The organism is Methanoregula sp. (assembly GCA_026625165.1).
In the GTDB taxonomy this organism is placed as follows: domain Archaea; phylum Halobacteriota; class Methanomicrobia; order Methanomicrobiales; family Methanospirillaceae; genus MVRE01.
This window is the reverse complement of sequence record CP112999.1, coordinates 16611-37775: the sequence shown is the minus strand read 5'-3', so window position 1 is coordinate 37775 and position 21165 is coordinate 16611. Positions and strand designations below refer to the sequence as shown.

At 54.4% G+C, this 21165-nt stretch carries 28 protein-coding genes; 7 read left to right on the top strand and 21 right to left on the bottom strand.

The genetic code is table 11. The features are described from left to right. Positions 1–18: 18 nt before the first annotated feature. Complete coding sequence (locus OS112_00235; GenBank protein WAC05089.1) at positions 19–1416, top strand: DNA-directed DNA polymerase II small subunit; 1398 nt, start codon at positions 19–21, stop codon at positions 1414–1416. 49 nt (positions 1417–1465) lie between these two features. Next, positions 1466–1912 (top strand): hydrogenase maturation peptidase HycI, encoded by a 447-nt coding sequence (gene hycI / locus OS112_00230; GenBank protein WAC05088.1) that lies wholly within the window; start codon positions 1466–1468, stop codon positions 1910–1912. 120 nt (positions 1913–2032) lie between these two features. Here hycI and OS112_00225 read toward each other — a convergent pair whose 3' ends face one another. Genes OS112_00225 through OS112_00160 form a run of 14 tightly spaced genes read right to left on the bottom strand, consistent with a single transcriptional unit; the run spans position 2033 to position 10151 of the window. Then, positions 2033–2437: a 4Fe-4S binding protein gene (locus OS112_00225; protein ID WAC05087.1), complete on the bottom strand. Its 405-nt coding sequence runs from the start codon at positions 2435–2437 to the stop codon at positions 2033–2035. A gap of 2 nt (positions 2438–2439) precedes the next feature. Then, a complete protein-coding gene (locus OS112_00220; protein ID WAC05086.1) occupies positions 2440–3441 on the bottom strand; it encodes an NADH-quinone oxidoreductase subunit H in 1002 nt (333 codons plus the stop codon). Beyond that, entirely contained in the window at positions 3432–4676 is a 1245-nt protein-coding gene (locus OS112_00215) for a nickel-dependent hydrogenase large subunit (protein ID WAC05085.1), read from the bottom strand. The genes OS112_00220 and OS112_00215 overlap by 10 nt, the downstream gene beginning before the upstream one ends. Beyond that, positions 4673–5326, bottom strand: a complete 654-nt coding sequence (locus OS112_00210) for an NADH-quinone oxidoreductase subunit C (protein ID WAC05084.1) — start codon at positions 5324–5326, stop codon at positions 4673–4675. Before OS112_00210 ends, OS112_00215 begins: the two co-directional genes overlap by 4 nt. Continuing rightward, positions 5323–5754, bottom strand: a complete 432-nt coding sequence (locus tag OS112_00205) for an NADH-quinone oxidoreductase subunit B family protein (protein WAC05083.1) — start codon at positions 5752–5754, stop codon at positions 5323–5325. Before OS112_00205 ends, OS112_00210 begins: the two co-directional genes overlap by 4 nt. Then, positions 5751–6098, bottom strand: a complete 348-nt coding sequence (locus tag OS112_00200; GenBank protein WAC05082.1) for a hydrogenase — start codon at positions 6096–6098, stop codon at positions 5751–5753. The genes OS112_00205 and OS112_00200 overlap by 4 nt, the downstream gene beginning before the upstream one ends. A gap of 1 nt (position 6099) precedes the next feature. Beyond that, positions 6100–7677, bottom strand: coding sequence for a proton-conducting transporter membrane subunit (locus OS112_00195; protein ID WAC05081.1), 1578 nt, complete (start codon positions 7675–7677; stop codon positions 6100–6102). Beyond that, a complete protein-coding gene (locus tag OS112_00190; GenBank protein ID WAC05080.1) occupies positions 7674–8018 on the bottom strand; it encodes a cation:proton antiporter subunit C in 345 nt (114 codons plus the stop codon). Before OS112_00190 ends, OS112_00195 begins: the two co-directional genes overlap by 4 nt. Position 8019: 1 nt before the next feature. Then, the gene (locus OS112_00185) at positions 8020–8481 is read right to left on the bottom strand and encodes a sodium:proton antiporter (protein WAC05079.1); all 462 of its coding nucleotides are present in this window, start codon (positions 8479–8481) and stop codon (positions 8020–8022) included. Then, positions 8474–8761 (bottom strand): hypothetical protein, encoded by a 288-nt coding sequence (locus tag OS112_00180; protein WAC05078.1) that lies wholly within the window; start codon positions 8759–8761, stop codon positions 8474–8476. Before OS112_00180 ends, OS112_00185 begins: the two co-directional genes overlap by 8 nt. Next, entirely contained in the window at positions 8758–9012 is a 255-nt protein-coding gene (locus tag OS112_00175) for a DUF4040 domain-containing protein (protein ID WAC05077.1), read from the bottom strand. The genes OS112_00180 and OS112_00175 overlap by 4 nt, the downstream gene beginning before the upstream one ends. Further along, entirely contained in the window at positions 9009–9368 is a 360-nt protein-coding gene (gene mnhG / locus OS112_00170) for a monovalent cation/H(+) antiporter subunit G (protein WAC05076.1), read from the bottom strand. Before mnhG ends, OS112_00175 begins: the two co-directional genes overlap by 4 nt. Before the next feature lies 1 nt (position 9369). Further along, the gene (locus OS112_00165) at positions 9370–9627 is read right to left on the bottom strand and encodes a monovalent cation/H+ antiporter complex subunit F (GenBank protein WAC05075.1); all 258 of its coding nucleotides are present in this window, start codon (positions 9625–9627) and stop codon (positions 9370–9372) included. Beyond that, positions 9624–10151 carry a Na+/H+ antiporter subunit E gene (locus tag OS112_00160; protein ID WAC05074.1) on the bottom strand — a complete coding sequence of 176 codons (528 nt, stop codon included), beginning with the start codon at positions 10149–10151 and terminating at the stop codon, positions 9624–9626. The genes OS112_00165 and OS112_00160 overlap by 4 nt, the downstream gene beginning before the upstream one ends. Positions 10152–10710: 559 nt before the next feature. Here OS112_00160 and OS112_00155 point away from each other — a divergent pair. Beyond that, positions 10711–12798, top strand: a complete 2088-nt coding sequence (locus OS112_00155) for a sodium-translocating pyrophosphatase (protein ID WAC05073.1) — start codon at positions 10711–10713, stop codon at positions 12796–12798. A 91-nt stretch (positions 12799–12889) separates the two neighbouring features. On the opposite strand, the gene OS112_00150 is transcribed toward OS112_00155, so the two are convergent. From OS112_00150 to OS112_00140, 3 genes are all read right to left on the bottom strand, one after another. Beyond that, a complete protein-coding gene (locus OS112_00150) occupies positions 12890–13219 on the bottom strand; it encodes a hypothetical protein (GenBank protein WAC05072.1) in 330 nt (109 codons plus the stop codon). Positions 13220–13292: 73 nt separating this feature from the next. Then, on the bottom strand, positions 13293–13733 hold the full coding sequence (locus OS112_00145) for a HEAT repeat domain-containing protein (GenBank protein WAC05071.1): 441 nt from the start codon (positions 13731–13733) through the stop codon (positions 13293–13295). Next, positions 13681–14094, bottom strand: a complete 414-nt coding sequence (locus tag OS112_00140; protein ID WAC05070.1) for a hypothetical protein — start codon at positions 14092–14094, stop codon at positions 13681–13683. Before OS112_00140 ends, OS112_00145 begins: the two co-directional genes overlap by 53 nt. 9 nt (positions 14095–14103) lie before the next feature. Here OS112_00140 and OS112_00135 point away from each other — a divergent pair, with 9 nt between their 5' ends. Next, positions 14104–15354, top strand: coding sequence for a PAS domain-containing protein (locus OS112_00135; GenBank protein ID WAC05069.1), 1251 nt, complete (start codon positions 14104–14106; stop codon positions 15352–15354). 259 nt (positions 15355–15613) lie between these two features. Here the strand turns inward: OS112_00135 and OS112_00130 are convergent, their stop codons facing one another. Further along, positions 15614–15799: a YHS domain-containing protein gene (locus OS112_00130; GenBank protein ID WAC05068.1), complete on the bottom strand. Its 186-nt coding sequence runs from the start codon at positions 15797–15799 to the stop codon at positions 15614–15616. Positions 15800–15880: 81 nt separating this feature from the next. Continuing rightward, positions 15881–16597 carry a DUF6498-containing protein gene (locus OS112_00125; protein WAC05067.1) on the bottom strand — a complete coding sequence of 239 codons (717 nt, stop codon included), beginning with the start codon at positions 16595–16597 and terminating at the stop codon, positions 15881–15883. A 208-nt stretch (positions 16598–16805) separates the two neighbouring features. Between OS112_00125 and OS112_00120 the strand changes: the two genes are divergently transcribed. Both OS112_00120 and OS112_00115 read left to right on the top strand, forming a co-directional pair. Next, on the top strand, positions 16806–17372 hold the full coding sequence (locus tag OS112_00120) for a hypothetical protein (protein WAC05066.1): 567 nt from the start codon (positions 16806–16808) through the stop codon (positions 17370–17372). Positions 17373–17377: 5 nt separating this feature from the next. After that, entirely contained in the window at positions 17378–17881 is a 504-nt protein-coding gene (locus tag OS112_00115; GenBank protein ID WAC05065.1) for a flavodoxin domain-containing protein, read from the top strand. Between the two features lie 65 nt (positions 17882–17946). Here OS112_00115 and OS112_00110 read toward each other — a convergent pair whose 3' ends face one another. Further along, positions 17947–18279 (bottom strand): DUF1622 domain-containing protein, encoded by a 333-nt coding sequence (locus OS112_00110; GenBank protein WAC05064.1) that lies wholly within the window; start codon positions 18277–18279, stop codon positions 17947–17949. A 487-nt stretch (positions 18280–18766) separates the two neighbouring features. Then, positions 18767–19900, bottom strand: a complete 1134-nt coding sequence (locus OS112_00105) for an aryl-sulfate sulfotransferase (GenBank protein ID WAC05063.1) — start codon at positions 19898–19900, stop codon at positions 18767–18769. 194 nt (positions 19901–20094) lie between these two features. Here OS112_00105 and OS112_00100 point away from each other — a divergent pair, with 194 nt between their 5' ends. Continuing rightward, positions 20095–21048, top strand: coding sequence for a hypothetical protein (locus OS112_00100; protein WAC05062.1), 954 nt, complete (start codon positions 20095–20097; stop codon positions 21046–21048). The last annotated feature ends 117 nt before the right edge of the window (positions 21049–21165 follow it).

Genomic DNA, 21165 nt, shown 5'->3' with positions numbered 1-21165 from the left:
GCCGGCAATACATTATTCATGCTCGATGCGCAGCAGATCGCGCTCCGGTTCCTTGAGGCAAAACACCAGGTGCACCCAGATGTCGTGCGGTACATCCAGGAGAAGGGCGACCTTGACCTTGTCGGGCAGATCATTGCGCAGGCCCCGCCGGGCACCGTTGTCGTCACCCCAAAATGCATACCGGGCATGAGCACGCTGCGCGACGGGACCCGGTTTCTGGCAACCCCGGCGGTCGATATTGTCAGCGGGAGTGCCGGGACAAGCGGGGGCGTGAACGGGACTGCCGACTTCCTCCACTATTTCCGTGACCGGTACCAGCGGCTGGGCGGCATGATCCGGAGCCGTACCGGGGCAATGCCGATCGAGGGGCTTATCCGCTCCACCCGGTACCGGCAGGAGGAGTGCACGGTCATCGGAATGGTTGTCGAAGTCAAGAGCACAAAAAACGGCCACCGCATCGCCGAGCTCGAAGACCCCACCGGTACCATCCCGGTGCTATTTCGGAAAGACCGGCCGGTGTTTCCCGATGGGGAACGGATCATCCCTGACGAGACGATTGGCGTCCGCGGGAAGCTGTCGCATGACGGGAAACTCTTCTTTGCCGAACAGCTCTTCCGCCCCGATATCCGCATAGACAATACCCCGTTTACAAGCGATATGCCGGGAAAGGCAGTCCTGATCTCGGATACGCACGTGGGCAGCAACACGTTCCTCGAGAAGGAATGGAACCGGTTTGCCGACTGGCTGCAGGACGACCCGACGCCATACCTGCTGATCGCCGGCGACCTTGTTGACGGTATCGGGGTGTTCCCGGGACAGGAGCAGGAACTCTCAATCAAAAACATATACGAGCAGTACGACCGGTTTGGTGAAATGCTCCGTGACCTGCCTTCAAGTGTGCAGATCATTGTTGCCCCGGGCAACCATGACGTAGTGCGGGGGGCCGAGCCCCAGCCCGTGATCCCGGAGCAGTTCACCGGTAAGTTCCCCGCCAACTGCACCCTTGTCGAGAACCCGGCGCTTGTCAACCTGCAGGGGGTCAGGATCCTGATGTATCACGGCAGGTCGATTGACGACATGATCGGCCTTATCCCGGGCGCAAGTTACGAAAAGAGCGGGAAGATGATGGAGGAGATGCTCCAGCGCCGGCACCTTGCCCCGGCATACGGCAGGAAGACGCCGATTGCTGCAGGCAGGCAGGACAGGATGATTATCGATCCGGTCCCCGAGATCCTGCATACCGGCCATGTCCACATCAGGGGGATCACGACCTACCGGGGCGTGCTGGGCATCAATGCCGGCACATGGCAGTCGCAGACCTCGTTCCAGAAACAGATGAACGTCAACCCGACCCCGGCACAGGCGGTCGTTGTGGACCTGCAGACACTCCGCCCGGAAATACAGGAGTTCGGGTAACGGCCCCGGACTGCCGGGCAAAAAAAGAGACGGTATCACCCTTTAGATCATGGCAACAAACATCCTGCTTGGTATCGGCAACCCGGTAAACGGGGACGATGGCGCCGGTACCTATGTGGCCGAACGGTTCAGGAAGGAGGGCTGGATCCCGCTCTCCTGCGGAACCGCCCCGGAGAATTTCACCGGGATCATCCGGAAGACCCGCCCCGGCTGCCTTGTGCTTGTCGATGCTGCGGCAATGGGGCTTTCCCCGGGAGAGTACCGGGTCATCCCACGGCACAGGATTTCAGACGTAAGTATCGGGACCCACCAGCTCCCACTCTCAATGCTCATCGATTTTGTCGCGGACTGTGCCGGCCGGATCGTCCTGATCGGCATCCAGCCGGACCGGGTTGCCGCAGGGGAGGAGATCTCGGCACGGGTAAGGGAAGGGGCGGACCGGCTTGTAGAGGAGCTCATGGCCGGAAGAATTGACCGGGTCCCGGTCCTGAAATGAGATTAACCGGTGGCAGGACTCACGCAAGCCGGATGCTGCCCGGCGGGATCTTTTTTAATATTTACCGGCAAACGGTCCGTCGGGCGATAAAAAAAATATCAAAAAGGAAGCTGTTGCCGGCTACTCCACAATCTGGGTATCCGCGTACCTGTCCTCGCAGGCAAGCAGGAACTCCGGGGTCATGTGCAGGCAGTCCTTAGGGCAGATGTCATTGCACTGGGAGCAGAAGATGCACTGGGTGACATAGATGCGGACACGCTTTGTTGACGGGAGGAATTCGATTGCATGCGCCGGGCAGACCTTGATGCAGAGCGAACAGCCGATGCACGACTCCCGGTCATATGCGATTTTTCCCCGGAATTTCGGGGGTGCCGGCACAGGCGGGCTGATGGCCGCTTTGCCCTTTGCCACCTGCGAAAGGAACTCTGTGACCGATGGCGGGAGGTAGCGGGCCGGAAACGCGTTGGTGGCCGGTTTTCTGAAGAGCTGCCTGAGCAGTTCAGGCACCATGGGAAGGCGGGCCATGGTCACACCCCCCTCAGGAAATGATCGGCCATTACAAGCAGCAGGCCGGTAATGCCGATGAGGCTGAGGTATATCCAGTACACCGAAACAACCTGGTTGATGCGGAACCGGGCCATGGAAACCCGGATCAGGCTTACCGATACAAAAGCTACCAGCACTACAAGGACAAGGTAGAACAGCAGGTCAAGAACCGGTTGCAGGATCGCCGGTGCCGGAAGTAATGCGGAGAGCCGGTACGGGATAAAGAGCGCCACAACAAGCGATGCCATGACCACGGTCTTCACACCCTGCGTGAGCGTGAAGAGGGCAAGGTTCTTTCCTGAATATTCCACGAGGATCCCCCCTGCAAGTTCCGTTTCCGCTTCGGGGGTGTCAAACGGGATGCGGGAGAGTTCTGCCGGGGTTACGATGATGAGAACAACAAACAGGATCAGGGCGCCGATAATCCCAAGCGGCCCCACAAGCCCCCAGACAGGATTGGCCTGCACGCTTGCCAGCATAAACGGGAGCGGGATGCCGGAAGCGGCAAGCTTCCACGCAATGGCGATGATGACAACGGCAAGCGGGAACTCGTACGCGATCATGGTCACCATCTCCCTCTGCGCCCCCACGGTGGCGTACGGTGACCCGGATGCAAAACCCCCGGCAACAAGTGCGAGGGCCGGCAGGGTCAGGAGATACATGACCAGTACCAGGTCTCCACCGCCGGAAAGGACCGGTTCAAACCCGCCGATAGGTATGTAGAGCAGGATGGTGAGGGCTGATGCAAGTGCCACAACAGGCGCCATGTTGAAGAGCCAGGGGATGGCATTTGCGGGCACCACATTCTCCTTGGTGAAGAGCTTGCGTAAGTCTGTAAGGGGTTGGCTGAGCGGGGGCCCGATGCGGGCCTGCATCCGTGCAGTCAGGATCCGGTCAACACCTAGCAGGAATATTGCGACAAGTAGTCCGAAGATCCCGACAAGAATTGCTCCTGCCACCGTCCGGATCAGGTCTAATGGCATTGTTCAATCCTCCTTGTCTTTTCAACGGAGAGCCGTGTCAGCTCTTCCTTTGTCAGGTAACCCGGAGAACCACCGTCCCGTATGACAGAGACCCGGTCCGTACAGGACATGCAGGGATCAATGGATGCGACGATGATGGGGACGTCTGCCAGCTGCTCGCCCCTGAGCATGGGGATCCATGACATCAGGTTGCTGTAGGAGGACGCTTTCACCTTCCATGTCGCCGGGGAGTCATTACCGTCCATCCGGACATAGTGCATGCACTCTCCTCTCGGGGCCTCCACCCTGCCAATCGCCTCACCCTGTGCCTTTTTTAAGGTAAGGAGCAGCTTGGGCAGCTTCTTCTCCCAGAGGATCTCTCCGGCAGGCATGTTGTCCAGGCACTGCTGGATGATATCGATGGACTGGGCGATTTCGAGGAGCCTCACGATGATCCGGTCGTACACGTCCCCCTGAGGTCCCCCGAATTCCTGCGGGGGAATGATGGGGTGGACATCGAGGTCGCCATATGCGCAGTAGGGGTAATCGTGCCGGACATCCATGGCGACGCCCGATGCCCGTGCAGTCGGCCCGATGGCACAGAGGAGCTCGGCATCCCGGTAGCTCAGAAGACCGTGGCCCCTGCACCGCATGCGTATGGTGCTGTCGTCAAGAAACACGGTCTTCATCTGGGCAAGCAGCCCCCGGTAGTAGTCAAGGCCCTGTTTGATTAAAGGGATCTGGTCGTCACTGATATCCCTGCGGACGCCGCCGATCTGGATAATCCCGTAGTTCACCCGGTTGCCGGTGAGGTTCTCGATAAGGTCCATCGCCTGCTCCCTCACCCGCCATGTAAGGAAGAGGAGCGTATCGAACCCGAGTTCGTGGGCTGCCACTCCTGCCCACAGGATATGCGACTGCATCCGCTCGAGCTCGTGCAGGATGGTCCTGATGTAGTCGGCGCGTTGGGGGACTTCGATCTCGGCAATCTGCTCTACCGCCCGTGCAAACGAGAGCGAGTGCACAATCCCGCAGATGCCGCATATCCTGTCGGTGAGGTGGACGATCTGGACCGGGTTCCTCCTCATGCCCATCCATTCGATGCCCCGGTGGGTATTGCCCGGGGCAAAGTCCACCGATTTGACCACTTCCCCCTCCACCTTGAAGGTGAACATGACCGGCTCTTTTAATGCCGGATGTACCGGCCCGATCGGGACCGTATAGGGAGTCGATTTTTTCGTTGTATCGCCGTTCATTCTGCTGCGCCCCCCGCTTTTTTCTCCTTTCCTTCAGCTGCCGGCACTTCTGCAACAGGTTTCTTTTCCGGAACCGGTTTTTCCGGGACCGGTGGTACCGGGCGATCCTTTGGCCGGTTGATGGCCCACAGTTCCCTTACCATCTCGGGCTTTATCCCCGTCTCGTCCTTCCTCCACGGGTAAACTCCCTGCGGGAAATCATCGGGAAGGAAGAGCCTTCGCCCGTCCGGGATATCTGTCACCGTAATGCCGAAAAACTCCTGTTTTTCGCGTTCCGATAACAGGGCGCCGGGTATGAGATCGGTGATGGTGGGCACTGTAAGGTCGGTTTTGGGGAGACGGATCCCGAAGGTTATCATGTACTCGCCGAATTTCGTGCCATAGAAGACTGACATGATGTAGAGGAGTTCAATCTCATCCCCGAGATCATTTCCTGCGATCACCGCGAAGTGCGGGAACCTGATATCAATGAGTTTTTTGATCGCAGGTTTGAGGAGTTTCCGGTCGAGCCGGATCCAGATATTGTAGCCCTTTGTCTTTTTCGCACCTTCCCCGCGTTCGGTGATTCTGGCATCGAGAATACCTGCCCCGAACTCTGCCTTGTAGAGATCGACAACCTGCGGGGGGGTGAGATGCGGTGTCCCGTTCATTGTGCCGCCTCCAGCCGCTCCAGTTTCTCCAATGCCTTTACGACACCGAAGATGATTGCTTCCGGCCGGGGTGGGCACCCGGGAACATACACATCGACAGGAAGTATCTGGTCGATCGGTCCGTCAAGGTTGTACGAGTCATAGAAGACCCCGCCAGACTGGCCGCATGTGCCGATGCACATGACCAGCTTTGGATCAGGAACCTGCTCGTAGACCCTCCGGACTTTCTGCGCCATCTTTTTTGTCACCGGCCCGGTCACCAGCAGGACATCGGCATGCTTTGGCGAGCCCACCAGTTTCATGCCGAAGCGCTCGGGGTCATATCGCGGGGTGATTGTTGCCACAATCTCGATCTCGCAGCCATTGCAGGAGCCGGTGTTGAGGTGGAACACCCATAGCGAACGGTTGAAGGATTTTGTCAGTTTCATGATAGCACCCCGATAATGACAAGAAGCACCGCGGTTACGGCAACAAACCAGACCATATAATCGGTGAGCACCCCCGTGTGCATTGGCACAATGGCGTCATAATAGCCTTTGAGCGCCTGCAAAAATCCCCAGTACAGGTTGCTGGCCCTGATATGGACTGCCCCCTTCTCCGGTTCCGCATTTCCGGAGAGGTAGGGGCGCCCCTGCTCAGTCCCTTTCTTGTACGAGGACTCTCCCGTTTTCCAGAGGATGTACACAACGATGGTGGCAGCCACGAATGCAGCCAGCCAGGCAACAGGTGCCCATATGCCATACCCGGTCAGCACCGGTGCGGTCAGGTCCATCTCAGGCACCTCCCAGTACTGATGCGATATACCCGCCCTGGTTTGCCAGCGCATGGGCGGCAGGGGCGACAAGCATGTCCACCACCGGCTGCGGGAACAGGCCAAAGAGGATGACGATTGCAGCAAGGACACCCATGCCGATCAGCATCGGAAGCGGGGCTTCCTTAACCTCTGCATACTCCGGAAGCTTCGGCCCCATGAATACTGAATGGAAGACCTTGACAAACGAGGCGAGTGTGAGGATTGAAACAACCATCGCGATGATCGCAAGGAGCGGGTTGAAGAGGTAGACGGACTCGTAGATCATCAGTTTTGAGGCAAAACCATTGAAGGGCGGGATTCCTGCGATTGCGAGGGCACCGATAATGAAGAAGATCATGGTGTACTTCATGGTGTGCCCGAGCCCGCCCATTTTGTTGAGGTCTCGGGTACCGATCCGGTAGAATATTGCTCCTGCAGTCAGGAAGAGGAGCCCCTTGTACATCGCATGGTTGAAGATATGGAAGATGCCCCCTTCCATTGCCATAAACCCGTACGCGCTTGTGAGTGCGGCGTTGCCGAGCACCGCGAGCCCGACACCGACACCAAGAAGCATATACCCGGTCTGGGAGACCGCGTGGTATGCCATCAGGCGCTTGATGTCTTTCTGGGGAATTGCCATCGTCACCCCGACCACCATGGAGAGCACGCCGAGGATGATGATGATCCAGCCCACGGTGGCGCAGTTCATGGTGACATTATACATGGTGAACACCACCCGGAAGAGCCCGTACAGGCTTGCCTGGCTTGCAACCACTAGGAATGCCGTTACCGATGAAGGCGCCATGGAGTAAGCATCCGGTGTCCAGAAATGCAGGGGCACGGCCCCGCACTTCATCGCAAGTGCAGCGACGAGGAGGACAAGCGCGATCTTGTCCAGCATTGTAAACTGCATCCTCTGCGCAATCATCGCGATGTTGAGGGCGTTATACTGGCCGTAGTAGATGCCGATGGCAAACAGGACGAGGATCGCACCGAGCGTGGAAAGTACGAGATATTTCAATGCAGCCTCGACTGCAATCCCCCCGTCAATCCGGTACGCGATCAGCCCGGCTGATGCAAGGGAAAGGATCTCCAAAAATACGAAGAAGTTGAAGATATCCCCGGTGGAGACCATCCCGAAGACACCGGAGATCATCAGGAAAAACAGGGTGTAATAACCATCGAGACTGCTGTTGCGGGACTCAGAAGACAGTGAATACAAAAGGACCGATGTCCCGACAATCGCACAGATGATGTCCATGAACGCGCTTATTGCATCAACGGTGAAGATAATCCGTATCGGGATGCCCCCGGAATCCAGCGGGACGGCAAGATTTGCTGCAGCGGCACCGAACACGTAGAGAACGGGGCCGGTTGCGAACACCCGGAACGCGAGGACGAACGCAACCGCCGCGGTGACAAGCATCATCCCCATCACCCACGTGTTCCTGGCCGTTGTGGAAATTTTTCCCATAACCGGACTGAGGAATGCCGCAAACAGCGGGAGGGCTACCAGCAGTGCCGGTGAATTGGTGACGATGAAATCGGCAAAAGTCATCCGTGGAGCCTCCGTATCTTATCGATGTCTACCGTACCGTACTTTTTCTGCAGCACCATGGCAAACGAGAGTACCAGCGCACTTGTCGCCACCCCGATCACGATCGAGGTCAGCACCAGTGCCTGCGGGGTGGGCAGCACCATCAGTTCCGATGGCGCAAGCGTGAAGATCGGGGCGACACCCCCCTCGCGGTAGCCAAGGGCAATGAGGAACAGGTTTGCCGCGGACTGCAAGATGTTGATGCCAAGGAGGATCTTGATGATGTTCTTTTTCAAAAGAACGGTCACAAGGCCGATAAGGGTCAGGACGACCACGGTGATGAAAGGCAGGTTCCAGAGCATTTCAGCACCCCTCCTTTTCCAGCCCGGAAAGCATGTAGAGGATCACGATCGTGAGCCCTCCCCATACTTCGATCCCGACAGCGAAGTTCATGAGCGGGAGGACACCAGCGGTGTTGAGTTCGCCCGCATTGATCCCGTACGGGACCGGCATCCCAAAGAGTGAGCCGCTGCCGGCAAGGTAATTGAAGAAGAAGACCTGCCCGAATGCAAGTGCGAGGAGGGCAACGCCAATAAACCCGACAAGCCCGATGACTTCCTGTCCCATCAGGACATTTTTGGTAAGCCACCCGGTGACTTCTTTGTAGCTGAAGGCCACGATAACAAGTGCTCCGGCGGTTGCAATGACCGCCCCGCCCTGGAAACCTCCGCCCGGGGTCAGGTGGCCGTGCGCTACAATATAGAGCCCGAAGATCAGGATCGCAGGGTAGAGGATGTCTGCTGCTGTCCGCACAATCCTACTCATCCTCATATTCCTCACCTCCCTGCATCTTCCGGAACATCAGCGCCACGCCGATGATGGCGCAGAACAGCACGGTCGATTCCCCAAGGGTATCAAAGCCCCTGAAATCGAAGACAACTGCCGTGCATTCGTTGTTGCTGCCGGTCTGCTCCTGCCCGTGCCGGAGGAAGTAGTCATCCATATCTGTCATCTTCGGGGAGCCAAACGTCAGTGTCATTGCCATCACCCCAAAAAATGCCGCAAGGATAAGGAGGGATGCTGCCACAACGAGCGTCTTTTTCATGAGCTTTCCCCCTCAAACCGCCCGGTCGCCCGGATGGCAATGATAAAGATCGCAGTCGTCAGGCCGGCGCCAATCGCCGCCTGCGATATCGCAACATCCGGGGCCTGCAGGATATAGAACTCAAGCGATATCAGGAAACTGAAGAGGCCCGCCGCAAGGGTTGCTGCCAGCAGGTCTTTGAAATGATATGTAAGGATTGCCGAGGCAATCAGCCCCAGCAGCACCAGAATCTGGGGAATTTGTTCGATCATAGTTTTGCCTCCGCCAGCCGGTCGACGACTGCAGGTGTTGGCATTATCCCGCTCTTATGGGCTGCTCTGGCAATCGCATGGGCGCTGACAGCATTCGTAAACGCAAGACACGCAACCGCCAGAAATGCATGAATGGCAAGGGTGAGGTACTGGCTGTCACGTACAGTGATAAACAGGTATAGCCCGTAGACGATAACGGCAAGCGACGTGAAGATTGAGCCAAATGTTGTTGCTTTTGTTGTAGCATGCATGCGTGTGTAGAGGTCAGGGAAGCGCAGGAGCCCGATCACGCCGAGCGCATTGAAGGTCACCCCGATTGCCAGAAAGATGTATATGACGAGGTCAATTGCTGGCATGTCAGAACTCCCCCCCGATATATTTTGCAATGTAGAGCGTACTGACAAACGAGAGCAGCCCGTAAACAATTGCAACGTCGACAAAGACAATCTCCTGATACACTACCCCGAGAAGGATCATCGAGGCGATGACAAGGGTGTTCACCGTATCGAGTGCTATTACACGGTCGGGGGCTGTGGGCCCGAGCACCAGCCTGACCGTTGCGAATGCCATGAGAACAACCAGGCACAGGACAGCAAGGATCCAGGCATCGATCATTCGGCGATCCTCCGTATCCATGACGGGAGGTTTACAAGCCCGAAGAGCTCGGTGCTTTCAATGGCCTCTTTCTTCTCATCCCCCTCGCCGACATTGATGTTATGGATGAAGAGATCGTTTGTCCCTTCGTCAATGCCTACGGTGAGGGTACCCGGAGTCAGGGTGATCGAGTTTGCCAGCATGAAAATGCCGAGATCGGTCTTCAGTCCAGAATCCACCCGTATAATACCGGGCCTGATCTTCATCGTGATCACCCGGTATGCGACGTCCAGGTTTGCTTTTGTAAGCTCAACAAAAAAGGGGCCCGGCACATAGACAAGCAGACGCAAAAACCGGCGCGGATCGAGCAGGCGGTAACTCTCCGACCTGCACAGGAAGTTTTGTGTAATCAGTCCGGTCAGGATCGCAAGCAGGAGTCCCATAACAAGCTCGGATAACGACCAGAAACCGATACTGCCCGAACCGGCGGTCAGTACCAAGTATATCAGAAATGCAGCACCCGCAGTTACAAGAAATGCTATCACAGATTCACCTTAATGCCGTCCCTTTCGTTGTTCAGAAAATGAATTTTCATTCGTGCCGGCCCAGAACCGGACTCCTGATTTTTTGATAATGTCACCGTAAGCATTGTTCAGGAACACAATAGCGCCACCATAATTGTCAATGATTTATGATGTTCAATCTAAAAAAACGTGTTTGTTTTATCAAAAATTTAAAAAAATAAAAGAATTGAGAGAATTCGTGAACTATTGCCGGAAAAAAGATTTGATTTTACACAAACGTGAAAGAATATATCCATGCGAACGCTGTTTTCGTAGAACCGACCTGTTAACAGCTAAACGGAAGATCGCTGGTGATTGATTTCCCTTATCATGATTGCCGGATAATCCCCGGCACCGGGACACCTGGTATGGTTGGAGTGGAAACATCCGGGGGTTGCTAGTACGCCTTTTAATTCCCCTCCGGGTTTCAACATCTTATCACATGCAGCTTCCTGCGACTGGTTTTTAAGGCCGGGTGGCAAATTATTGATGTAAAATTGTCGGGCATTATGCACTATTTCAAATGGAGGGCCTGAGAAAAATGGATTTGTTGATTATAGCACCTATTTGTGCCATTATCGGGCTGCTTTTTGCAGCCTTTTCTTTTTTCAGCATGAAAAAAGAGGGTACGGGAACTGAACTGATGCAGAAGATTGCTGCGGCGATACACAAGGGAGCAATGGTGTACCTGAAACGCCAGTATACTGCCATTGCGATCTTTGTCTTGGTAATGGCGGTTATCCTCGCCATCGCGATTAACCCCCTGACTGCCGGGTGCTTTGTTGTAGGTGCAGGCCTCTCAGCAACAGCCGGATATGTCGGCATGACCGCAGCGACCATGGCAAATGTCCGCACAACCAATGCCGCACGGGAGGGTATGGCGAAAGCATTCCGCGTCTCGTTCTCCAGCGGAATGGTCATGGGGCTGACCGTTGTCGGGCTCGGGCTGCTTGGCCTTTCAGTTGTCTTCTTTGTCGTCGATACCTTCACGAATGTCGGTATTTATGAAGTGATCAATATCCTTTCAGGGTTCTCCCTTGGCGCAAGTTCGATAGCCCTTTTTGCCCGTGTCGGCGGCGGGATCTTCACGAAAGCAGCCGATGTCGGTGCCGACCTTGTCGGGAAAGTCGAGGCGGGGATCCCGGAAGACGACCCCCGCAACCCTGCAGTCATTGCCGACAATGTCGGGGATAATGTTGGCGATATCGCCGGGATGGGGGCCGATCTGTATGAGTCCTATGTCGGATCCATTATTGCAACCATGCTGATTGGCGGTTCTATCGCGGTCATGATTGCGTCATCCAAGGGTTCGGGCCTGATGGACGCCATCCACCTGACGCTCGGTTCTGCAATCAATATCGTTCCGGACGCAGCCGGTATCATGAACCTCGTTCTCCTGCCGCTGCTGGTTGCGGCTGTCGGAATTGTCGCCTCCGTGATCGGTTCGTTCTTTGTAAGGAGTTCGAAAAATGAGAGCAGTGCCATCCACAAGGCGTTCAACGCGGGCACGTTTGCCAGCCTGATCATCACCGCGGTTGCCACGTATTTCCTCGTCGTCACGCTTCTCGGACAGCTGTATGTCGGGGTATTTATCGCCACCGTTGCAGGACTGGTCGGGGGATTTTTAATCGGGCTGGTGACCGAGTACTACACGTCCTATGAACGCCCGCCAACCCAGCGGATTGTAAAATCCACGGAGACCGGGGCAGCAACCGGCATCATCACCGGTCTTGCCGTTGGATTTGAAAGCACAGTATTTCCTGTACTCATCGTTGCATGTGCAATCCTCGTCGCCGCACAACAGGCGGGGCTGTACGGAGTTGCAATTGCCGGCGTCGGGATGCTCGCAACACTGGGGATCACACTCTCAGTCGACGCCTACGGCCCGGTCGCGGACAACGCCGGCGGTATTGCCGAGATGTCACACCAGGAGAAGGGTGTGCGTGAGATTACCGACACCCTTGACTCCGTCGGCAACACGACCGCCGCAATCGGCAAGGGCTTTGCCATCGGGGGCGCCGCGCTTACCGCCCTCGGGCTCGTGATTGCGTACACGCAGGCGGTCGCCCTCCCGCTTGTCGACCTCCTCAGCCCGGTGGTCTTTGTCGGGGTCCTGATCGGCGCAATGCTCCCTTTCCTCTTCTGCTCGTTTGCGATGACCGCTGTCGGCAAGGCAGCGGGCGACATCGTGCAGGAGGTGCGCAGGCAGTTCAAGGAAATTACCGGGCTCATGGAGGGCACGGCGGAACCGGACTATGAGGCATGCATCACGATCTCAACCAACGCCGCTCTCAAGCAGATGGTAATCCCGGGGCTCATGGCAATCCTTGCACCGGTTCTCTGCGGACTTCTCCTCGGGACTGCGGCGCTTGCCGGGCTCCTCGTCGGTGCTATCGCCACCGGCTTCATCGTTGCCGTCATGATGGCAAATACCGGAGGTGCATGGGACAACACGAAGAAATACATCGAACAAGGACACCTCGGCGGAAAGGGCTCGCCTGCCCACAAGGCAGCAGTCACAGGGGATACCGTCGGCGACCCGTTCAAGGACACCGCAGGCCCGGCACTCAACATCCTGATAAAACTGATGGCGATCGTATCTGTGGTCTTTGCACCGCTGTTTATCTGATATTGATATCCAAACCTTTTTCTTACGTACGTTATTCCCAGACAGCCGGAAAATTGTTCTTGTATTTTTAAAACTGCAAAATAGTGGATTTTTAACAGGTTAATTGCGGAGAGATTATCCGCGAGTCCTTCATTTCCACATCTGGTCTCTCCATATTAAACCCGTTATGAGCTATTCCCCTTGTGAACGGGTCATTTCTCCATGCCTTCATCTCATATATCGCAGCATCGTCTGCCCGGTTTTGTTTCCTGAGGCAGTTTGCCAGTTCATGGTATGCTTTTGAAAAGCCCGGGGCGATAAAGACCGCCTGTCTGAAGTATTTCATTGCGAGTTCATCCTTTTGCCGGCCCAGCATTTCCATCCCCCGCCGGTACAGGTATTGTGCTTCCAGCGGGATCCCGTTCGTGCCATAAATGTTCATTTACTTTCCTTCCTTCTCTTTTTCCTCTTTTTGGCAGGTGTCGTTGGTTTTCCTTTCCGGTACCGGGGGTTCTTCAAACCCGAGAATTGTCCGGAAATTCCTTCTGATATGCCGTTTCTCCCTTCCAGTATGCATGATATGAACTCTCTGTCTGTGATTTCATCTGGTTGAGCGCTTCATCAGCAATGAACCGGACCATGCAGTGTTCGCAAATCCCTGTCCGTGACCCGTCAACCGGTGCCCGGTTATAGCAGATCATATCCAGCGCATATGCTGCTACTGCACGGAGGTCCGGGTCCGGGTCAGCAAGAAGAGGTTTTAAGGAGTCAACTGCCCGGGAGTCCCCGAGATCCCCGAGCATCCCCGCAGCCATACACCGTACCCACTTGTCCTTTTCTTCAAGGCCGCTGATGAGGTACTCGACGAGAGGCTTCCTGAATTTTTTTAATGCAGTTGCCGATTCAATACAACCGGTTAAGTGCTCCCCTTTGATTTTTTCTGGTTTGTATTCCATACCCCCTCCACCCGCTCATACTAGAGAGTATAACCGTTGTTGGTTGGGGGGTTATAATCAAAATTTGCACAATAACTACGCCATACAGGACTGCAATCACGAATTGTACAGATATCTGCCATGCAAATTTTGGTTCCCTGTGAAAACAGGCAGATTTTTTGTTATCTGCAGGATATTTTATGTGTTTTAAAAGAGCGAACCCCCTCTCATATCTGCGGTTCATTGCTATGGTAAAAAATCCCGCCTTTTTTAAAATATCGCTTAAGTCAATATATTTACTATCAGTACTGCTCAAGTATCTACTATGGGAGTCCTCGATCAGGAGAGGGTCGACAAGATTAAAAGAGTTCTCAAATGGCATCAAAGGGGTATGACGATTTCGGATCTTGCGTCCGAAATGAACATGAACAGGAACCTTGTGGCAAAATACCTTGATATGCTCCTGATCTCCGGCCAGGTAGAGATGCAGGTCATCGGTGCTGCAAAAGTATTTTTTGTCTCCCGCCGGGTTCCCATCTCTGCACTCCTTGAATTTTCTTCAGATCTTGTAATAGTGGTCGATAAGGACCAGCGGATCCTTCAGGTAAACGAGCAGGTCCCCCTCCTGCTGGATGAGACAAAGGAATCGCTGATCAAAAAACGCCTTGAAGAGATCAACAATCCCCTGCTCCGTGCCCTTTTTCAAAGCGGGACAAGGATCAAACAGCCTGACGGCAGCGAACAGGCGACCGAAATAAGCTGCCGGATCCGGGATGAGGAGCATTATTTCCGGGCAAAACAGGTTCCCACCGTGTTTGAAGACGGGAGCGACGGTTTCACGTATATCGTCGAAGATATTACGCCCCGGAAAAAGTACGAGGAGATGCTTAAAATAAGCGAGGCCCGGTACCGCGGGCTCGTCCAGTCATCGGGCGAGGCAATTATCGGCAATGGATCAGACGGCAGCATCATCAGCTGGAATCCTGCCGCAGAACGTCTCTTTGGGTATAGCGAAGGAGAGGTGCTGAAAAATCCAGTCCATATGCTCGTGCCGCCCGGCAATCACGGAGATCTTGATGCTATCTTAAAAAAAGTGGAGAGGGGAGACAGTGTCCGGCGGCACGAAATGAAAATGCTCAGAAAAGGCGGAGCCCCCCTCGATGTCCTGATAACGATCTCACCGATAATAAATGATAACGGGGCAATCGCCGGGGCGTCGTCGATCGCCCGGGACATTACCGGAGAGAGAATGGAACAGTGCCTGCGGGAACACGAGGACCAGTACCGCACGCTTGTTGAGGATCTCAACGTAGGCATTTACCGGAGCACCGGTGACCCTCACGGCAGGTTTGTCTGGGGCAATACGGCACTGCTAAACATCCTTGGATATGATTCCTTTTCCGATCTCCAGGAGGCCCGTGTCATCGATGTGTTCTCAAAACCGGATGGACGCCTTGAACTTCTTGATGAGCTTCGAAAACACCGGTTTGTGAAAAACCGGGTTCTTCATCTCAAACGGCAGAACGGGACGCCTGTGAGCGTCAGTGTCACGGCACTTGCGGAATTTGACGAGAACAAGAACCTTGTCTTCATCAACGGCATCGTGCAGGATATCACCGGGTTTACAAACCACCAGCCATAGACAGCCATAGATTTTACGGATTGGTTAACTTTTAAAAATATCTTGGCCCCATTGGGGAATAAATCCACCCCGGATCCATGGAAAAACCGGCCCCCCAGCTGGCGCATCGAGCTCCGCAAACGGGAGGCCAAAAAAGCGACTTTTTTCTGATTTATCAGTTCTCACTAATGATGATGCGGAGCGTATCTTTTGAGTTCTCCTTCCAGTGGATCCTGACGAAAGGGTGGGTTATGCAGCTTTGTGCTCCGCGATACTTCGTTCAGCACGATTCCTTACTTAGTGAGATATTGAGATCACATGCGATCCTGGTATATTTCCTTGGGTTTTCGTCAAACTTCTTTTTGCACCAGTTGCAACAGAAATAATATTTCTGCTCCCTGTGTGTGCTCGAAAATTTCGCGTCGTCTTCATCAACGATTGCCAGACAGACGGGATCGGTTGCCATCGTACTTTACCTCAGTATCATGTATTCGGATCGTGGTTATTTACTTTCGTGGTATCGTCTTTTTAGCCTGGCATTTTTGGGTTATCCGATATACCGGACAGGTTCGTCCGGGTGCTCCTGCTGCGCATGTTTGAAGAGATGGGAAAAAATATCGGACCGTGTCTTGAGGAGGAGGAAGAGCAAAAGGACCGGCATGGTTGCGTCAATACCGAAGAACTGAAGGACCAGCACGATGATGCTGCCAAAGAGGATGGTGAGGTGCATCGGGATGATCCGCTGGTACGGCCGGAAGAACTCCTCGTTGACAAAATCCACTCCCTTTGGCCCCTCATGCCGGTACCGGATATGCGAATAGAGGTGGTTGGCAAAGAAGAGAGCACAGGAGAACCAGATGTTCGGGTCCGAGAAATTCACGGGGCCAAAGAGCCCGGACTCCACGATAAATCCGTAATATCCCCAGTGGAAAAGGCCATAATGGAGGGCAAAGAACCCGGCAAGGAGGCACATGTAGGCCTGGACAAAACGGGTGCTGACTGTTCCCGATCCACCCTTCTCCCTCATGGATTTCTCCATGTTTTCTGCAAGGGCTGCAGTATCGGCATTCAAGAGCGAGACGACCGTAAAGATGCCGATGATGACGCTCTGCGCCCAGTAGATGAACATCACTGTTGCAAGGTCCCAGTGCTGGACGATGGCAAGGACAATGGTGACAAGATTGGCAAAGAGCAGCGAGATGACCGGCGGGGTGAGCGCGTTCTCACCGGGAAGGAGGCGGGAGACCGGGACCGGCATTCGCATGAACTACAGTATGTCTGTCGCAACAAAAAGCTGCTGGGGACGGGCGGGTGCTCCCATGTCCCAGACGCACGATAACCGGGACTGCGAATGATTCTTCAATGCAGTCAGGGCCTGATCCGCGATTGCCTCCGGCACCGGCACATCCTCCCTTTTAATGTCATTCCCGCAACCGGAACAACCAAATCGTAATAACCGGATAATTACAGGTATGACGGTCGAGCGGACGATTGCAGGGCTCTTCCAGCTGGACGACGACACGTGGATGCGCCACGCCAGCCCGTGGAGTGTATTCCTGCGCAACACCGTGCTGCCGGCTCTCATCATTGCGTTCTGGAGCCGTCTCTGGCTCGGGTGGTGGGCGGTCGTTCCGATCAGCCTTGCTCTTCTCTGGATGTGGCTTAACCCCCGTCTTTTTAAGGCTCCTGACACGCTCGACCACTGGGCATCGAAAGCCGTACTGGGAGAACGGGTCTGGCTGAACCGCGACGTTGTGTCCGTGCCGGTGCACCACCGGACGGTTCCGAATGTCCTCTCGGCAGTTGGCGGGATCGGGATGCTCCTCGTGATCTGGGGGGTGCTCGAATTCAGCATCTGGCCAACCCTGTCCGGTGCCGCGGTTGTCTACTTGAGCAAGCTCTGGTTCCTTGACCGGATGGTGTGGCTCTGGGAGGATATGAGGGAAACGGCACCGGAGTACAGGAGCTGGCGGGCTTCCCCGGCAGCAGAAACCGGGAAACCATACCTTGATGCCCCCCCAGACAATAAACGTCAGTGATTGTGATGGCCGGGCGTATTCTTGTCGCGTACGCGACGCGGAAGGGGTCGACTGCCGGGATTGCACAGGCGGTTGGAAAGGAACTGCAATCCGCAGGGTACAGCGTCGATGTCACCGAGATGAAAACGGTTACAAATGTCTCGGGATACAATGCGGTGGTGATCGGGGCGCCACTCTATATGGGAAGTATTGTAAAAGACGCAGGAACATTTGTCGGCCGGTACCGCGACCAGCTTGTAAAAATCCCGGTCGCAGCGTTTGCGGTCGGGGTTGCCCCGGTCTCAAAGGATACCCAAAAGATCGAAGATAGCATAAAAGCCCTCCATGCATCACTTGCTCCACTGCTGCCAATGGCATCAACCGTGTTTGCGGGTAAGCTGGACCCGGCAAATCTCTCGTTTGTCCAGCGGATGATGACCGGGTTTGTCAAGGCTCCGGTAGGTGACTTCCGTGACTGGAGTGCAATTTCTGCGTGGGCAAAGGGGCTGCCGGAAAAGCTGAAGGTGTGAGCCGATGGTGAACACGGCTAAAAAAAACCGCTCTCCAGTGACGCTTTTAAAAAAAGATGATAATGTCAGTGGAGACCGGATTCCGGCGCTTCCTTTGAGAGGAAATAACCAAGCACCGTCCTGATAACAACGACGACGGCGAGGTTGATTAAGTCCTGCTGGGTCGGTGAGAGCAGCGTGGAGAGTATATCCCCCGCGATAAGAAATTCCAGCCCGAAGACAATCTTTTCCGTAAATTCCAGCTTGATCAGGTTATAGGTATATACCGGCTTTGAAAATTCAAGAAAGAGGACCTTGACAATCGCCCGGAATCCCCCGTAGATGATCAGTACCGCCCCTGCATACCCGAGGATTTCAGCACAGAGATGGATAATATTGAAGATCGTGGGAATATCCATACCAGAACAGGTTCATACGACCACATGAACCTTGGGGTTGCCCCAATCTCAAAGGTGACCCGGCAGATCAAAGGGAGCACAAAAACACTTTATAAATCACTTTCTTCCTTGCACCGGGGGCATCAACCCTGTCTGGGGATCAGCTGGATTATGTAAAGCCCAATTTTTTAAAACGGAAATTTATCGAGATGGTAAAAATTCCCGCGTCCAACTTCTGTGACTGGAACACGATTGCGGTATTGGTAAATTCCGGGAGGTTCATCAGAATCACGAGGAGAAGGAGAACTCATCAGATTATGCACAGTCAACTGTGGTTTTTTTATTTCCTGTCGGTCTCACCGGGTATCAATTAGTCGATATTAGCCAAGCGCAAAAGCCGGGTCATTTTCCAGCTGGAAAAGCCGCGACCCCCCTTAAAGGGAGGTCACTCATGCTGATAGAAGGGGAGTCTGTCGTTCAATTATCGTGGTACAATGAATGAAAAAAATTATCCGGATATCCTCTCGGCCTTGTAAAAACCCCTTGCAGGGGCCGTCTTATCAGTGAACGGGCCCGCAACAAGCCTGAACTGCCAGACTACCTGGAGATCGGGGGTCACCTCGATAATCCTGTCGGATGCAGTGATCAGGGTGTTGCCATTTGGCAGACGATTGGCGTCACGAACCGGCCAGGAACCCTTCCTCATAATTGTATACCGCCATATCACGGCACCGTATGGATCGAGCTCAAGTATTTCATGCGGTTCAACATGGTTTGCTACAAGGAGTTTTCCGTTTGACAGTACAAGGGGATCGTGTTGTGCCTCAAAGAGCCCTTTGCCTATCGTCCGCACAAGTTTTCCATTGCGATCGACCTCGACAATCACATTGAAATTTCTCAGGCTGATCAGCGTGTTGCCGGACTCCAGCCTTGAAACCGCGTTCGTATGCGTCCATCCCTCATTCGATATGCCTGTATATTCTGCCCCGGTAAACACATCCTTTGCATACCATGACCATACCCGTTTCCCATCCGGATCGATCTCTTTAACCTGTGCATCTCCTGCCGTATCGCCACCCCCAAACGCAATCAGGGTGTTGCCATTCCCAATCCTGTCGGCATCGTGAGAGACCTTTGAGTCAATGTATTTCCACACGACCTGTTTGTCCCGGTTGATCTCGTACACCCCGTTCCTTGGAAGAAGGGTCAGGATATTGCCGTTTTGCAGTACCTCTACGTCCCATCCAGGGTTTGTATAGGATTTCAGTTCATCGGGCAGCGGGTACTCCCAGACAATCTCCCCCAGCTGGTTAACCTCGATGATCCGGGGGTGGGCGGCATCATGGTTGTCGGGGAGTATTGTTGTCCCCGGCCAGATCTTCTCCGGAACAGAAATGTCAACGATAAAATCCGGGTCCGGTGTGCCGCGTTTCTGTACTTCAGTAACCGTTACAGCCGGTGAGGCCAGCCGCGTGATCTGCGATGTTGTTGTCTGCGGGGAGATTTCCCCGGCTGAAGATCCAGCCACAGCGGGTGCCGGGGTGACTGCTTTTTGCGGATCCGTGCCGGGCTGCGTGCAACCGGTGACAAGGATTACAATGAGAGCCAGAGAGCAAAGAGAGAGGGAGTAACATCGTCTCATATAATTGAAGTTTGTATATTGTAATTTCAAGTTGTCGATTTCTCCTCCTCAGCTATTCTTCTCCTGGGCAGGATTGCCGCAACCTGGTCCGGCACCGCATTCATACAGTGAGGGGGGCTGTCAGGTTCATAGTATGTCAAGGAATCCCGGACAGGTCCTGAAACATTTAAATTTCACGGTAATGCATCGTTTACATGATGAGCACAAACTTAAATCTCCTCGTTTTCCTGCTTTGTATTGTCGTCATTTTTTCCGCAGGTTGTGCAGAGCAACCGGATGCCATAAGCAGCCCTCCTGCAGACCGCGAGAGTAAAATCCCAGCCGATGCAGTGAAGGTGACACCGCAGACAGACCCCAATCCGCCAGAATCCCTTTCGACGGATTACAAGGATCCCGAGCCGGTGACGGGGGATATCAACACGGCCGGGGCAGAGGATTCCCCGTTTGTCCTGCCTGACGGCAACACGCTCTATGTCTTCTTCACACCCGATGTCCGGGTGCCGGTCGAGAAGCAGATCGTCGACGGGGTTACCGGTATCTGGGTGTCAAAAAAGGTAAAAGGCGTCTGGCAGAAACCGGAGAGGGTGGTCCTGCAGGACAGCGGCAAGGTCTCCGGTGACGGGTGCGAATTTGTCTTAGGCAACACCATGTGGTTCTGCTCGGTAAGGGAGGGTTATTCAGGAATACACTGGTTCACCGCAGATCTGGTGGGCGGGTCGTGGACCAACTGGAAGAACGCTGATTTCAACCCGGAATATAAAGTAGGCGAACTCCACATCTTCAACAATGAGCTGTACTACCACTCGGACCGGGCGGGGGGCAAAGGTGGTCTGGACATCTGGGTTTTAAAAAAGGCGAACGGGAACTGTCAACAGCCCCAGAATGTGGCAGCGGTCAACACTTTGGGAGACGAGGGGTGGCCGGCACTCAGCCCGGACGGGAGCGAGCTCTGGATCAGCAAGGATTACAGCGTTTGGCGCTCAAAAAAGGCAAACGGAGAATGGACAGCTCCTGAAAAAATGTTTTCCCCACTTGCTGGAGAGGCATCGATTGACAGGCAGGGAAACGTGTACTTCGTGCACCACTTCTTTAAAGACGACAAGATGGTCGAGGCAGATATTTATTTTGCAGCAAGGAATACGACATAATATTATTATTATTTTTGGGGTTCTGAAACATTCAATTGCAGCCGGTCATACCGTTATAATGATAAATAAAACTCTTTTTCCGGTACTCCTGTTCTGTGCAGGGTTTATACCGGTCAC

Coding starts and splice junctions, on each gene's coding strand:
- OS112_00235 (WAC05089.1), top strand. CDS start 19: ATGCTCGATGCGCAGCAGATCGCGCTCCGGTTCCTTGAGGCAAAACAC.
- hycI (WAC05088.1), top strand. CDS start 1,466: ATGGCAACAAACATCCTGCTTGGTATCGGCAACCCGGTAAACGGGGAC.
- OS112_00225 (WAC05087.1), bottom strand. CDS start 2,437: ATGGCCCGCCTTCCCATGGTGCCTGAACTGCTCAGGCAGCTCTTCAGA.
- OS112_00220 (WAC05086.1), bottom strand. CDS start 3,441: ATGCCATTAGACCTGATCCGGACGGTGGCAGGAGCAATTCTTGTCGGG.
- OS112_00215 (WAC05085.1), bottom strand. CDS start 4,676: ATGAACGGCGATACAACGAAAAAATCGACTCCCTATACGGTCCCGATC.
- OS112_00210 (WAC05084.1), bottom strand. CDS start 5,326: ATGAACGGGACACCGCATCTCACCCCCCCGCAGGTTGTCGATCTCTAC.
- OS112_00205 (WAC05083.1), bottom strand. CDS start 5,754: ATGAAACTGACAAAATCCTTCAACCGTTCGCTATGGGTGTTCCACCTC.
- OS112_00200 (WAC05082.1), bottom strand. CDS start 6,098: ATGGACCTGACCGCACCGGTGCTGACCGGGTATGGCATATGGGCACCT.
- OS112_00195 (WAC05081.1), bottom strand. CDS start 7,677: ATGACTTTTGCCGATTTCATCGTCACCAATTCACCGGCACTGCTGGTA.
- OS112_00190 (WAC05080.1), bottom strand. CDS start 8,018: ATGCTCTGGAACCTGCCTTTCATCACCGTGGTCGTCCTGACCCTTATC.
- OS112_00185 (WAC05079.1), bottom strand. CDS start 8,481: ATGAGTAGGATTGTGCGGACAGCAGCAGACATCCTCTACCCTGCGATC.
- OS112_00180 (WAC05078.1), bottom strand. CDS start 8,761: ATGAAAAAGACGCTCGTTGTGGCAGCATCCCTCCTTATCCTTGCGGCA.
- OS112_00175 (WAC05077.1), bottom strand. CDS start 9,012: ATGATCGAACAAATTCCCCAGATTCTGGTGCTGCTGGGGCTGATTGCC.
- mnhG (WAC05076.1), bottom strand. CDS start 9,368: ATGCCAGCAATTGACCTCGTCATATACATCTTTCTGGCAATCGGGGTG.
- OS112_00165 (WAC05075.1), bottom strand. CDS start 9,627: ATGATCGATGCCTGGATCCTTGCTGTCCTGTGCCTGGTTGTTCTCATG.
- OS112_00155 (WAC05073.1), top strand. CDS start 10,711: ATGGATTTGTTGATTATAGCACCTATTTGTGCCATTATCGGGCTGCTT.
- OS112_00150 (WAC05072.1), bottom strand. CDS start 13,219: ATGAACATTTATGGCACGAACGGGATCCCGCTGGAAGCACAATACCTG.
- OS112_00145 (WAC05071.1), bottom strand. CDS start 13,733: ATGGAATACAAACCAGAAAAAATCAAAGGGGAGCACTTAACCGGTTGT.
- OS112_00140 (WAC05070.1), bottom strand. CDS start 14,094: ATGCCATTTGAGAACTCTTTTAATCTTGTCGACCCTCTCCTGATCGAG.
- OS112_00135 (WAC05069.1), top strand. CDS start 14,104: ATGACGATTTCGGATCTTGCGTCCGAAATGAACATGAACAGGAACCTT.
- OS112_00130 (WAC05068.1), bottom strand. CDS start 15,799: ATGGCAACCGATCCCGTCTGTCTGGCAATCGTTGATGAAGACGACGCG.
- OS112_00125 (WAC05067.1), bottom strand. CDS start 16,597: ATGCGAATGCCGGTCCCGGTCTCCCGCCTCCTTCCCGGTGAGAACGCG.
- OS112_00120 (WAC05066.1), top strand. CDS start 16,806: ATGACGGTCGAGCGGACGATTGCAGGGCTCTTCCAGCTGGACGACGAC.
- OS112_00115 (WAC05065.1), top strand. CDS start 17,378: ATGGCCGGGCGTATTCTTGTCGCGTACGCGACGCGGAAGGGGTCGACT.
- OS112_00110 (WAC05064.1), bottom strand. CDS start 18,279: ATGGATATTCCCACGATCTTCAATATTATCCATCTCTGTGCTGAAATC.
- OS112_00105 (WAC05063.1), bottom strand. CDS start 19,900: ATGAGACGATGTTACTCCCTCTCTCTTTGCTCTCTGGCTCTCATTGTA.
- OS112_00100 (WAC05062.1), top strand. CDS start 20,095: ATGATGAGCACAAACTTAAATCTCCTCGTTTTCCTGCTTTGTATTGTC.